Source organism: Labilibacter marinus (assembly GCF_001659685.2).
GTDB classification, from domain to species: domain Bacteria; phylum Bacteroidota; class Bacteroidia; order Bacteroidales; family Marinilabiliaceae; genus Saccharicrinis; species Saccharicrinis marinus.
This window is the reverse complement of the sequence record NZ_LXYE02000021.1, coordinates 49,197-63,827: the sequence shown is the minus strand read 5'-3', so window position 1 is coordinate 63,827 and position 14,631 is coordinate 49,197. Positions and strand designations below refer to the sequence as shown.

Sequence of the window (14,631 nt, the reverse complement as noted above, 5' to 3'; positions counted from 1 at the left end):
GGTAGAAATGTGAAATTATTTTAACATCGCACATAAATGAATTTACTATGATGGCTAGCCACGTTTTACTTATTAAACTCCTATAATTTTATTTGTTTGTTATATTTAAGCTCGAAAATATGATTGTAGAATCAGCAAATAATTAACCATTAGAAATCTAACATGATGAAATTGAGAATTAAATCAACACCAACTACCATAATATCCATTGCCATATATCAAATACTTGGAGGACTCGTTGGCTTGGGTTTAGTTTCTTGGCTCCTTGTCAGAACCCAAGAGTTAAATGGAGTATTGTTATTCATATTTCTAATTTCTATAGGGCTCTTTTGCTTATCCATAAAAGCAGGCTCAGCTTTAATAAACAAGCAATACAAAAAAGGATTAATTTATTCTATTATATGTCAAATATTTCAGGTGGTTGCCTTTGCTGTTGGTGGATATAAATACGATTTCTTTTCTGGGGGCAGGTTTTCAGCAGGTTTTAACTTCACCGATGGCTTTACGCTTAAGTTCGACTTTGCTTTAATGTCTTCCTTTAATATGTCGTACAACTCTGGTACTGAATATTACATGTACATCAATTTTGTTGCCATCTTTTTAATATATGTATTACTTGATATTTATGATGAAATGTATGGTAAAAAGAAGAGCAGCATTCATGATAATAACCTTAACCATTTGGAAGCAAGCCAAAATGGATCCTATGAGATTTAAACTCTAATCAGCTCGCGCGGATTTAGCAAAGCGAAATCCGTGAAAACTGTTGTTCTTGGCCGTATGCGATGTATTGCGCATCTTTGGGATTATGATGCAATGCGAATAAATATTACTGGTGTTTTTTACGGTTGTTGTATGTAATTAAAAATGAAACTATGGAAGTTTTAAAACTAGCAATAGAATGGGCAAAAGCCGAAGTATTCTCAACACGTTTCTTTATTTTCTTCGCAATTGGATTTTTAATTGCAAGTGTTGGATTTTGGCAATTAGGAAAAACAGATTTAGCAAAGGCTTATATCATTCCAACCTTAGTAGCAGGTATATTACTATTAATAATTGGCAGCGGTACTAACTACGCCAATATGCAAAGAGTTAAACAATTTGAAAAGGATTTTAACACCGATAAAACAGCCTTTTATCAGTCCGAAATTGAACGTTCTGAAAGCACTATAAAGCAATTTACATTTGTATTTAAATTGGTTCCAATATTAATTATCGTAGCAGCATTATTAATTCTATTTATCAATACACCCACCTGGAGAGCAATTAGTGTTACAAGCATTTCAATTTTAATTGTCATTTTATTAATTGACGGAAATGCACAATCAAGAATTGAGAACTACCACAAAGAATTGAAATTGTTGGACTTTAAAAATGAAATAAAAAAATAACTCCACTAGTCGAGTAGAAAAAGGGAAATGTAGCCCAAATATTAATACAAGCATATTCCAACAATAAACCTGTATAATAAATTAGTTTTTTTAATCAATATAAATTAAATTAGTAGGTATAATCATTTAACCACCAGACTATACCAACTTTGAGATCTACTAATACATATCCCCCTCGCCATAGCAAAACGCCTTATTTCTGTAGGCATACAAGCACAATTACAAGCCTTGTTAAACGTTTTGAGCCATACTTAAATACATTACAACACTGCAGCAGCCATTCTGATCATCGGGAGGCAGCTCGCAACACTACGTGGTTCAAAAATTGCTTTGCTTTTGCACCAAACAATACTGCGACATGCAAAACGAACGTATGGTTTAAACCAAACAGCATTGCGAGAAGTAAAAGGCACCTAGCTTTTGCACTTTACAACACTGCGGCATGCAAAATGAACATGAGTTTTGAGGCTGCAGCATCTGTTTACTGCAAAAGCTACGTTGACCAAGCATCGCGCAGCTCTGTTAAGCCTTTGGTTTACCATACCAAAACACCTGCAACTATAACGATACCTCTCAGGCACTTCAACTATTTACACCAACATATATGCATGCTGAAACATAACGATAAGGATGCATACAAGCATTATTACCCTTCATATAAAAGCCCTATAAACAATCCATCATATCAGTTTTAACTAAATTTTAAAAACCATGGAACGAAAACAAATTACACCTCTACTAGTCAGTTATGTAGAGATGGACGAAGTAAACGACTTATGCGCTACGGTGCAGAGTCAAACAGAGCAGTTTATAGCAGACAATGCAAATGCCGATGCTCATTTTGTGGCATTTATAGATGTTTTAAATACCCAGAATGCTTTATTAACAAAATCCTTAAATCTGGAACGTAGATTAAACGATACGGTTAAGGTAAAAAAGGGCGATTCCAATCGCGATGCCTATAGCACAACTTTGTTTGGCATAGCCAGTGCTTGCGCAGGTTCGCCCATAGCCGAACAGGCCGAAGCGGGTGAGTTGATTTATCGTATTTTTAAAAATCATGGTGGTAATCCATCGCGTTTTTCCTACGAAAAACAAAGTTCTGCCATGGAGTCTATTTTTGCTAACATTGATGCTACAGGTTTAGCAGCCATTAAAACCTTAAAGCAAATGCCGCTTTACGAAGGTATGGTACAGGCGCAAAAGCAGTTTAAAGAATCGGAGCAGGCACGCAATGCCGATAAGGCCCTTAAGCAAAATACAGAGTCGGCAAGCGAAGTGCTCAAAAGAGTACTAATGGCTTACGCCGATGTAGAGGACTTTTTAAACCTTATGGTGCGCATTGCGCCCGATACCTATACAAGTATTGTGGAGGTATTGGATTCTGTGGTACAGGGCATAAATACTAAAGCCCGTGCCCGTAATACCCATAAAAAACAAGAAGTAGAATAATTGATTGTTGGGCTGAATATAAAAGAGCGTAGTAAGGTGATATCCTTGCTGCGCTCTTTTTTGGTTTAAAAAATGGGGAAAGAGAGGGGGAAAGGGGAAATGGTGAAGGGTTATTAGATTAAGAGATACCAGCAAACTCTCGCTGGTGCGCGTGTCCTCACGCGTACCTTATTTATCACACGAGAGGACTCGTGCGATAGCGGAGGGGAAACTTTTATATTAAAAGCCTATCTGTTACTAAAGAAGTTTCTGCTGAAAACATGATGAAGGATTGTAATCCGTTTAATGTAAAATGCCTTTATCAAAACGGGTTACAAACCCTTACTTTTACCTCAATAGCTAATCTGCTTTTAACTGTAAGCTCTTAACGCATTACTTAATGCTTATTGCTCTCGCTGGTGCGCGTGTCCTCACGCGTACCTATGTACAACTTCTTATTTATCACACGAGAGGACTCGTGCAATAGCGGAGCGAGGATATTTACAAAGGTTCTAAATAATCTCTTATATTAAACCCATCAATACTAATACCATTTGTAACATTTTGAAAAATATGAGGGCTAGGTAATTTAGGACGCATGGGTTCTGGAGGTTCTGGAAAGTCCCATTTTTGCTTTTGACTTAAATACCAATTGTTTTTACTTTTACAATAAGTAAAGAAAAATTTATACCCTGCTTCTTCATTTATTGCAAACCCTACTTCAATCACTCCTTCTTTAAATTCGATCAAATCATCATTAACATAAATGTACCAATATAAATCATCCGCATTACTACAGTTTTCCTTAAGCCAATCATAATCGAAACTTGAAACTCTTGGCGTATTAATGTTTGATATGGTTTTTACATACTTATAGGATGAATCTGCTTTTAGAAAAAACAAATCATAAAATACGGTATCCCCGCACACGAATCCTTTTTTGTTATATTGAATAACCCTATCATTCAGTCCGTCACAATTTAAGTCTACATCTTGCACATCTACTACCCAAAATCCAACAGGCATACAAAAGTCTTGAGGTAACAGCTTTGTTTCCTTTTTAAATGCGACCGACTTATTACACTTTTTTATTTGAGCGGAAACTAAAAAGTTAAAGCTAATTAGAAAAGAAATTATTATATACTTCATATTTTTCTTATTTACATTTTAATATATTCCCTCGCTCAGCGAAGCGTCTCGCTTCGTTGTTCTTATCAGGCCTCTGACCTATTTACTAAACAGTCTTCCATGTGGTGGTAATTATTGATACATTTAATAGGATTGGTTCCCAGCTCCCACGAATATAGCGCAGCGCAATCCGTGAAACTTTAACAATCGTAAATATCTCAAATTATCTTAATTTAAAACAGTATAACTCTACTAAATAGTTGTTAGGATTGTCATCCGGCCATAAAATATATGGCCATTGAATCTTCACCTGCTTCTATTCATGTCTTTCATTCCTCGTGTAGTAAAAAAATGAAAATAATTTCAAAAAAACTGCCCCATAATCAATATTTGATACCATCGAATCGAATAAAAATATATATTTGCGAGCTTTTTTCTTGAAACAGAAACTAACAAAGTAAAGTACTGTTAAGTAGAAGATTGCAAAGCGTTCTTAAAACAGTGTGTATTTTTTAGTTTTGGCTCTAATGAGAGTCATTACATTTTTTAAACAATTAGTTTTTGTCATAAAAAAATGAACAAAGTCCTGATTATTGGTGCCGGAGGCGTAAGCAATGTAGTAGTACATAAATGCGCAGCAGTTCCGGAAGTTTTTGGTGAGATTGTATTGGCATCTCGTACCAAAAGTAAATGCGATAAAATCGCAGCAGACGTTAAACAGCGTTTGAACCGTGAAATTATTACCGAAGCATTAGATGCTGATAAGGTAGAAGAAACGGTTGCTCTAATCAAAAAGCACCAGCCTAAGTTGGTGATTAATGTGGCCCTGCCCTATCAGGATTTGGCCATTATGGATGCATGTCTGGAAACAGGTGTCGATTATCTTGACACGGCCAACTACGAGCCTAAAGATGAGGCTAAATTTGAGTACAAATGGCAGTGGGCTTATCAGTATAAATACAAAGATGCTGGTTTAATGGCTCTGCTTGGTTCTGGTTTCGACCCAGGTGTTACCAATATGTTTTGTGCTTATGCGCAAAAGCATTTGTTCGATGAGATTCATCAAATAGACATTGTAGACTGCAATGGCGGTGACCATGGACAAGCATTTGCTACTAATTTCAATCCTGAAATTAACATTCGCGAAATTACTGCCGATGGCCGCTATTGGGAACAAGGCGAATGGCTTACCACTGCCCCATTATCTGTAAAACAAGATTTTGAATTTCCGGGTGTAGGTACACGTAAAATGTATTTGATGTATCACGAGGAAATGGAATCGCTATGCCTAAATATTAAAGGCCTGAAGCGCATTCGCTTTTGGATGACCTTTGGCGAAGAGTATTTAACGCACTTGCGAGTGATTCAAAATTTAGGTTTAGATCGTATCGACGAGGTAGATTACAAGGGTCAAAAGGTAGTGCCGCTTGAGTTTCTGAAACGTCTGTTGCCTGACCCTGGCTCTTTGGCCGAGAATTACACGGGTAAAACATCCATTGGTTGTGTTATTGAGGGTATTAAAGACGGCAAAAAGTCGCGCAAATTCATCTATAACATTTGCGACCATGCCGAAACCTATAAGGAAGTAGGTTCACAGGCTGTTTCGTACACCACAGGTGTTCCTGCCATGATTGGCGCCAAAATGATATTGACTGGCAAATGGAAGCAAGCTGGTGTGTACAATATGGAGCAATTAGATCCGGATCCTTTTATGGACGATTTAAATGCTTATGGTTTACCTTGGCAGGTTGAAGAATGGAACAGTTCGGTGGAATAAAGCTTTCGGAGCAGCAGCTAAATGAGTTAAAAACACCGTGTTATATTGTTAACGAAAGTAAGTTGGAGGAAAACCTCAAGCTGCTTAAATATGTGCAAGATAACACGGGTGCTAAAATCCTTTTGGCCTTTAAAGGCTTTGCTATGTGGAGCATGGCAAAGCTTGTTCGTAAATATTTACCCGGTACTTCAGCTAGTTCGGTTAGCGAGGCTATGCTTGGTCGTAATGAGTTTGGCGGCGAGTTGCATTGTTATGCCCCAGCCTATTCTCAGGCTGATATGGATGCGCATGTAAAATTGGCCAATCATATTGTATTCAATTCGCTTGGGCAGTGGAACAGGTTCAAGGAGCAGTTAAAGCAGCATCCGCATATTCAAACGGCCATTAGAGTGAACCCTGAACATTCAGAAACCGATACGGCTATTTACGATCCTAGTGGTCCCAACAGTCGTTTAGGCACTACGCTTGATAACTTTAAGGCTGGCTTAGATGATCTTGAGGGCATCACAGGTTTGCATTTTCATAACCTATGCGAACTGAATGCTGATGCACTTGAGCGTACCCTTGCGGTAGTTGAAGAGAAGTTCGGTTTTTATTTTGATAAGCTAGAGTGGATTAACTTTGGTGGTGGGCATCATATTACCCGCCCCGATTACGGTGTTGAAAGACTCATCCGAATTATAAACGATTTTAAGCATAAGTATAAGCTGAAGGTTTATTTAGAACCCGGCGAAGCTATTGCTTTAAATTCCGGCGTATTGGTAAGTTCGGTTTTAGATGTGTTCAATAATGGAATGAATTTAGCGATTCTGGACACATCGGCCACAGCCCATATGCCAGATGTTTTAGAGATGCCTTACCGTCCGTATATCGAAAATGGCGGTGAGCCCACTGTAAAAGCACATACCTACCGTTTGGGCGGTGTAACTTGTTTGGCGGGCGATGTAATTGGCGATTATAGTTTTGATGCGCCATTAGGCATTGGAGATAAACTTTTGTTTGGCGATATGGCCCATTATACCATGGTTAAAAACACCACGTTTAATGGCGTTCGCTTGCCTAATATTTACAAGTTTAATTCGGATATGGGGCAACTTACACTCGTTAAAGAGTTTGGTTATCACGATTACAAATCACGCTTAAGTTAAGATGATGAACATAGATTTTTCGAAACACTTTTGTGGCGAAGATGGCTATTGCCTGGATTACAACAAGGCTGGAATTGTTATTCTTCCTGTTCCCTACGATGGTACAAGTACCTGGATAAAGGGATCAGACAAAGGCCCTGAAGCCATTATTGAGGCCTCAGGAACCTTGGAGATGTATGATATCGAAACAGAATTGGACGTGAGCAAAAAAGGTATTTATACCCTAGCCGCTGTGGATGAAAAAGCCAGTCCAGAAGCCATGGTTTTGGCCGTTGAAAAGGCCGTTAACGAGCAGTTTAAAAACAACAAGTTTACGGTATTAATTGGTGGCGAGCACTCGGTAAGCATTGGCGCTTTTAAGGCTTATGCACAAAGGTATAAAGACCTTAGTATACTGCAGTTAGATGCGCATGCTGATTTACGACCAAAGTACGAGGGTTCGGAGAACAACCATGCCTGTGCTATGTATCAGGCACGCGAAGTGGCACCCATTGTACAGGTGGGCATCCGCAGCATGTGCGAGGAAGAAAAGGCTTTTGTTAATGCGGACACCATGTTTTTCAGACATCAGATTAGGAAGCAGAAAACATGGAAAAAGGAGGTACTGAAGAAGCTCAATAAAAACGTTTATCTCACCATTGATTTAGATGTGTTTGATACCTCTATTATGCCCTCAACAGGTACTCCTGAACCGGATGGATTATTGTTTAATGATGTGATTGATCTTATAGAAACAGTGGCATCCAAGGTAAACATTGTAGGATTTGATGTGGTAGAATTATGCCCTAACAAAGCCAATAAAGCACCCGACTATTTGGCTGCAAAGTTGATTTATCGCATCCTAAGTATTATTTATAAAAGCAAGCAATAACAGCTACTACGGTAGGTTTTAGTATAAGAATAAAATGAGAAAGTGGACCATTGACGATTCAGTTGAACTTTACAACATTAAAGGCTGGGGAATTAATTATTTCTCAATTAACGATAAAGGGAACGTAACCGTTGCACCTAAAAAAGATGGTAACAGCATCGATTTAAAGGAAGTGATTGATGAACTTCAGGTGCGTGATATAAACACGCCTGTATTACTGCGTTTTCCGGATATATTGGATAATCGAATCCTAAAAATGAACGACTGCTTCAGGAAAGCAAGTGTTGAATATGATTTTAAGGGCGAAAGCTTTGTGGTGTATCCCATTAAGGTAAATCAGACACAGCCTGTGGTTGATGAAATTGTGGGCCATGGTAAAAAGTTCAACATTGGTTTAGAGGCAGGCTCAAAGCCTGAACTACATGCTGTTATTGCATCAAGCACCAATAACGATTCGTTGATTATTTGCAATGGCTACAAGGATGAAGATTACATTGAGTTGGCCTTGTTGGCTCAAAAAATGGGACGTCGTATATTTTTGGTAGTTGAAAAGCTCAACGAACTTAGAATGATTACGACCATTGCTGAGCGCTTAAGTATGACCCCAAACCTTGGTATTCGTGTTAAACTGGCCAGCTCAGGTAGCGGCAAGTGGGAAAGTTCGGGTGGTGATGTGAGTAAGTTTGGTTTAACATCGAGCGACTTAATTGAGGCCATGGATTATCTTGAATCTATTGATATGAAGGACAGCTTAAAGCTCATCCATTTTCATATTGGTAGTCAGGTAACCAATATTCGCCGTATTAAAATTGCCCTTCGCGAGGCATCGCAGTTTTACGCTCAATTTCATAAATCGGGCTTTAAAGTTGAGTTTGTTGATATAGGCGGTGGCTTGGGCATTGATTACGATGGCACCAAATCGGCCAATAGCGAAAGCAGTGTAAACTATAGTATTCAGGAGTATGTGAACGATGCTATTTCGTGCATGGTAGATGTGTCGGATAAAAACGAACTACCACACCCTAATATCATTACAGAATCGGGCCGCTCATTAACGGCGCACCATTCGGTATTGGTATTTGAAGTGTTAGAATCGTCGTGTGCCCCGCTTTGGAAAAACGAAGTGGAGCTAAACGAAAACGACCACGATTTAGTTAAAGAGCTGTACAACTCGCGGGAATGCCTGAATCAATCTAAAATGTTAGAGGTTTGGCACGATGCGCAACTCATCCGCGAAGAAGCCCTAGATCGTTTTAGCTTGGGTTTGTTAGATATTAAAACACGTGCACAAATTGAGCGTTTGTTTTGGAGCATTGCGCGCGATATTTACAAAATGGCATCAAACCTAAAGCATGTGCCGGATGAATTGAATGCTTTATCGAAACTATTATCGGAAAAATACTTTTGCAATTTCTCCTTGTTTCAGTCTTTACCCGACTCATGGGCCATTGATCAGATATTCCCGATAATTCCGATTCATCGCCATAACGAAAGGCCTGATGTGGAAGCTACCATACAGGATATTACATGCGATTCGGATGGTAAGATTGAGAATTTTATTGCTACTAAAAATATTAGCTACAATTTGCCGGTTCATCGGCTTAAAGCCAACGACTCGTACTACATTGGCGTATTTTTAGTGGGTGCGTATCAAGAGATACTTGGCGATTTGCACAACCTATTTGGCGATACTAATGCAGTGCATTTATCAGCCACCAAAGAGGGCTACTCCATTGACAAAATAATAGATGGAGAAACCGTTGCTGATGTGTTGGAATACGTACAGTACAACCCTAAAAAATTGGTGCGCACGGTTGAGGCATGGGTAACTGCATCGGTTAAGCAAGGTAAAATTTCGCCCAAGGAGGGAAAAGAGTTTTTATCGAACTATCGATCGGGCTTATACGGCTATACTTATTTAGAGAAATAGATATTTAAGATATACAGGATCCGCAAAAATACTGAGGACATATTGAAAAGAAGGCCTGTACCAAACGCAAAAGGCCCCAGTCGTAATGACTGAGGCCTATATCAATTATTTTTCTCTTTTCAATTCGTTGTTTTCGTACAGCTCTCTTTCGTGTGGAATTTGCAAATTATTATTTGCTGTTGTCGCACAACTGTACTACATCGTGTGGAATCTGTAAATCATTATTCGCTGTTGTCGCACGACTATTCCCACATGATAGGAATCCAGACACTCATTTCTGTTTCACCACGATTTGCCCAAGCAAAGTAAGGTACAAACTGTGCTTTAAATGTTTGCCACTCAGGTTTAGAAAGCTCATTGTACATACCCTCTTTTTTGTCCTTACGAAGTTTAACTTCTGCCGAAACAGTAGAAACACCGCCTAAGAAATCAGGTTTATACTCAGCCTCTAACTTTGACTTTACCGGCAAATAAATATCTAAAATCTTAGTGTCCTTAGGAAAATCAGCCGACTCAGCACAGTAAACAACCGGACCACGCTTAATAGCCACCTGGTTACGTACTTCCTCGATTAACGGATTTCCTTCAACAAGCTTAGCATCCATTGGCATATCTAAAGTAATTACATCACCTTTTCTCCATTTACGCTCTACCTTTGCAAACTCTCCAGCTTTAATTGTAACTCCAGCATCTTTACCATTAACCAATATCTTAGAACCATTGGCCCAATCCGGAATACGTAATAATACTTCAAAAGCATATTTCTTACATTTATTCATGGTAATAGATACATTACCTTCCCAAGGATATTGCGTTACCTGCGATAATTCTAGTTTGGAACCATCCACAAGTTTAGTCGTTAATTTGTTACCTCCATAAAGGTTAACCGCTACTCCATTATCTGTTAGGCTATACGCCCAACCAGAAACTTTTGCAATGGTGCGCACCAAGTTAGGAGGACAACAAAAACACTTGATATATGGACGACGAACATCAAATTCTGTTTCGTGACTTGCGTGATCATTTACGTTGTGATTAACTCGTAGTGGATTGGCATAGAAGTAATCTTTCCCCTCTAAACTAATTCCGGATAAGGCACTATTAAACAATACAAGCTCCATGATATCTGCATACTTCGATTTACCTTGCAAACCTAACATACGGTAGTTAAACATAGAGTTACAGATATTTGCACAAGTTTCGTTATAGGCCGTTTGGTTAGGCATCATATAATCATTGATAAAACCTTCGTGAATCATATCTACATGAGAAGATGCTCCATGGTGTGTTTGTCCACAAGCCCCTGTTACATACATCTTTTTATCCACTACACTATGCCATAACCTATCCAAAGCATCAATCAACGCTTTTTCACCTGTTTCAGCAGCTACATCAGCAGCTCCTGCATAAAAATATAATGCAAGTACAGCATGTCCTACAGCTTCTTTCTCTTTACGGATAGGCGTACGCTCCTGAACCATATCTCCAATAAATTTAAAGCTTGCTACCGCTGATGGCTCCGATGGAGATTGACCTCTTAGGTTAATAAACTTTTCGGCTAATTTTAAATACTTTTCATCACCAACTGTACGATATAGCTCCACCAATCCCATGATTTGTGTTTGGTTAAAACCAAAACGTTTCAGGTCAGCAGAAAGATCATCTACCATAAATGTACCATACAAATTATCGGCATGCTTAATAGCAATATCTAAAAAATTAGTTTTACCAGTTACACGGTGATGTATACATGCACTTGTGTATAAGTGACCACTGTTATACATTTCGTGATACTGACGATTACCATAACGCTCCCAACCATTTACGGTTACTTGTGTTTGTAAATAACCATCTGGCTGTTGTGCCTTCCCTATTATTTCAATATAATTATCCAAGGCTTCAATAATCTTCTCATCCTTGTTCTGCGCATAAACATAAACAGATGCTTCCATCCATTTATAGAAATCGCCATCATGCCACTTCATACCTTGATGTTTGCCTTCCTTAAGGCCTGCGGCTATTTTAAAATTATTTAATGCATGACCTATATCGCCACATAAAACATCGCCCATATAAGGTACCATCGATTCTTCACACACTTTAAACTTATCAGCCCAAAAACCTTCGGTCCAAGTACAATCTCCAATATTCACACTTTTTAATTTAACGTGAGGACTATTGGCATTATTTATTATACCCGCAGTCTGTGCAAACAAGCCTGCACCTGCAAGCATCAAACTCACACTTAGTAGTATTTTTTTCATGATTTATTTTTTAATTACATAGTCGTTTCCTGTCGTAAAACTATGATTTATAGCCGCTTTAAATGTGCTCTACGGTTTATGAATTGTACTTAATCGTACGGTGCGGTGTTTCATAATATTAACATTTAAGATAGCTTAAATTTGAAGCAAAAAGAAATAGTCCTATTTATTTATAAATCAAGGATATTTTATCCATACAGGAAGATATAAGTATATTTTTTGTTACAAAGACTATCCATTCAATAGATGATTTTTATAACTATGCTTAGGATATATCCCCTGTAACGTATAGAGCATAATGCGAATCGGTTTTAACTATAACTTATATTTGGGTTAAAACCCATCTGCCTTATAACGCAATTCTCTGGGTTAAAACCCAGAGCTAATTATTTTCCAAAAATGCGCTATATAATTATCAATGCTTGTTTTAACTAGTACCTATGCAATAGTGAGGGTTTCGCTATAAGCATAATAATACACTGAGCGAAGCCCTCACTAACGATCAGGTACAAAAAAAGCCTAACAAACACAAAGGCTTGTTAGGCTAACTTTCTAAAACTATAGTTGCTTTAATCTGATACTACCAAATAACTGGTACAAATACAGACATTTCTCCTTTACCACGGTTACTCCATGAGAAATAAGGAACAAACTGAGTTTTGATAGTTTCAAACTCTGGTTTCTTCACTGCTTTGTACATTTTTTCTGTGTTATTGTCTTTACGTATTTTCACTTCTGCTTCAATAGCTGTAACACCTGCTAATAAATCCTTTTTAAATACAGCCTTCATTTCAGCATCACCGTTAAGGTATACATCCATAATTTTAGCTCCTTCAGGTAAATCAGCTGATTCCATACAGTACACGATAGGACCACGCTTAACGGCTACCTGGTTGCGTACTTCCTCAATATGAGTATGACCTTCAACAAAAGTTACATCCATCGGCATGTCAACAGTAATCTTATCCCCTTTTTTCCATTTACGGTTTACAGTAACAAACTCACCTGCCTTAGCTGTAACACCAGCATCTTGTCCGTTTACTTTTACGGTAGTTCCTTCCGCCCATCCAGGAATACGCAATACCATATCAAAGGCACTTTTCTTACACTTGTTGATAGTGATATCTACCTGACCTTCCCAAGGATAATTAGTTACTTGAGTTAACTCAAGGGCAGAACCATCTAATAAAGTTGTATTTAGTTCGTTTCCTCCGTAAAGGTTAACCGAAATACCATTGGCTGATTTACTATAAGCCCAACCAGAAAGTTTACATACGTTACGTACTAAGTTTGGAGGACAACAGAAACACTGTAGATAAGGCTGACGCTCTTCAAAGTCATTTGTTAATTTCGCATAATCACGCGCTCCATCAATTTTACGTAGGTTGTTGGCATAGTAATAATGCTTTCCTTCAAGGCTAATACCTGATAGACCGCTGTTGTGCATTACCAATTCCATCACGTCTGCATATTTTGCATCTGCATGGATATCTAACATACGCTTACTAAACATGGCGTTACAAAGATTAGCACATGTTTCGTTGTACGATGTTAAGTTAGGCATCATGTATTTATCTAAGAAACCCTCTTCAATTTTATCGCGGTTAGTTGAACAACCATAATGTGTTTGACCGCAAGCTCCTGTTACATACATTTTCTGCTCAGCAACATTAAACCATAAACGGTCTAAAGCTTCAATCAAATCATCCTCTCCAGTTTCGGCATATACATCAGCCGCACCAGCATAGTAATACAAGGCCAATACAGCATGCCCTACAGCCTCATCAGCATCTCTCAAAGCAGTACGCTCCTGAACCATATCTCCAATTGGATATCCAATAGTTGTTACATGGTCTTCTACTTTATATTTTCCACGGTTATTGATGAATTTTTCTGCTAACTTTAGGTAACGCTCATCCCCTACTGTACGATACATTTCAACCAATCCCATAATTTGCGTTTGGTTAAATCCAAATCGTCCGTAATGGTCGTTATCAGGTAAAAAATAAGAACACAACAGGTCTGCTTGCTTTATAGCGATATCTAAAAAGTTACGTTTTCCTGTTACTCTGTGATGAATACAAGCACTTGTAAATAAGTGACCTTGATTATACATTTCGTGATACTTACGATTAGCGTAACGGTCTGTTTCACCTACATTACGAGGAGCTGTTGTTTTTTTCTCTTTTGCGTTAAAATCATACTTATTATTGATGGTGGTATGCGTCTGTAAATAACCATCCTCTTCCTGAGCTTCCGCAATAACTTTGATGTAGCCATCTAACTCTTCAACAATTTTAGCATCTCCGTTTTGAGCATACATGTAGGTTTTGGCTTCCATAAACTTATAAAAGTCACCATCGTGCCAATACCAACCATTAAAAGTTCCTTTTTCATGACCTGCTGCACGTTTAAAGTTATTTAAACCGTGGCCTACATCACCTGTTAGCACTTCTTCCATGTATGGTAACATGTTTTCTTCGGCTACTTTAAAACGTTCTGCCCAAAAACCTTCTGTCCATTTACAATCACCAAGATCAATACTCTTTAGCTTTACATGTGGACTTTTAGAATTATTTATAATCCCTTTTTCCTGTGCGTTTGTAAACTGTACCATTAAAATACCACAGAATACCAATACCCAATTTTTCATATCTCTAACTTTGATTTTAATCTTAAATATTTAATTCT

Annotated in this window: 10 protein-coding genes; 7 read left to right on the top strand and 3 right to left on the bottom strand. The window is 38.1% G+C overall.

Annotated elements, in window-relative coordinates:
* The first annotated feature begins 162 nt into the window (after positions 1-162).
* From A8L32_RS10790 to A8L32_RS10780, 3 genes are all read left to right on the top strand, one after another.
* Entirely contained in the window at positions 163-717 is a 555-nt protein-coding gene (locus A8L32_RS10790; RefSeq protein ID WP_075590532.1) for a hypothetical protein, read from the top strand.
* A gap of 158 nt (positions 718-875) precedes the next feature.
* Entirely contained in the window at positions 876-1,391 is a 516-nt protein-coding gene (locus tag A8L32_RS10785; RefSeq protein ID WP_075590531.1) for a hypothetical protein, read from the top strand.
* Positions 1,392-2,102: 711 nt separating this feature from the next.
* Positions 2,103-2,843, top strand: coding sequence for a DUF6261 family protein (locus A8L32_RS10780; RefSeq protein ID WP_075590530.1), 741 nt, complete (start codon positions 2,103-2,105; stop codon positions 2,841-2,843).
* Between the two features lie 480 nt (positions 2,844-3,323).
* Here A8L32_RS10780 and A8L32_RS10775 read toward each other — a convergent pair whose 3' ends face one another.
* On the bottom strand, positions 3,324-3,971 hold the full coding sequence (locus A8L32_RS10775; RefSeq protein WP_075590529.1) for a hypothetical protein: 648 nt from the start codon (positions 3,969-3,971) through the stop codon (positions 3,324-3,326).
* 553 nt (positions 3,972-4,524) lie between these two features.
* On the opposite strand from A8L32_RS10775, the gene A8L32_RS10770 reads away from it, so the two are divergent.
* The 4 genes from A8L32_RS10770 to speA are packed head-to-tail and all read left to right on the top strand — an operon-like array spanning position 4,525 to position 9,676.
* Complete coding sequence (locus tag A8L32_RS10770) at positions 4,525-5,727, top strand: saccharopine dehydrogenase family protein (protein ID WP_075590528.1); 1,203 nt, start codon at positions 4,525-4,527, stop codon at positions 5,725-5,727.
* On the top strand, positions 5,706-6,875 hold the full coding sequence (nspC, locus tag A8L32_RS10765) for a carboxynorspermidine decarboxylase (RefSeq protein WP_075590527.1): 1,170 nt from the start codon (positions 5,706-5,708) through the stop codon (positions 6,873-6,875). Before A8L32_RS10770 ends, nspC begins: the two co-directional genes overlap by 22 nt.
* 1 nt (position 6,876) lies before the next feature.
* On the top strand, positions 6,877-7,746 hold the full coding sequence (gene speB, locus A8L32_RS10760) for an agmatinase (protein WP_198931762.1): 870 nt from the start codon (positions 6,877-6,879) through the stop codon (positions 7,744-7,746).
* A 34-nt stretch (positions 7,747-7,780) separates the two neighbouring features.
* The gene (speA, locus tag A8L32_RS10755) at positions 7,781-9,676 is read left to right on the top strand and encodes a biosynthetic arginine decarboxylase (protein ID WP_075590525.1); all 1,896 of its coding nucleotides are present in this window, start codon (positions 7,781-7,783) and stop codon (positions 9,674-9,676) included.
* Positions 9,677-9,918: 242 nt separating this feature from the next.
* Here the strand turns inward: speA and A8L32_RS10750 are convergent, their stop codons facing one another.
* Entirely contained in the window at positions 9,919-11,940 is a 2,022-nt protein-coding gene (locus A8L32_RS10750) for a glycoside hydrolase family 127 protein (protein ID WP_075590524.1), read from the bottom strand.
* A gap of 580 nt (positions 11,941-12,520) precedes the next feature.
* Positions 12,521-14,593, bottom strand: a complete 2,073-nt coding sequence (locus A8L32_RS10745; protein ID WP_083631270.1) for a glycoside hydrolase family 127 protein — start codon at positions 14,591-14,593, stop codon at positions 12,521-12,523.
* Positions 14,594-14,631: the final 38 nt, after the last annotated feature.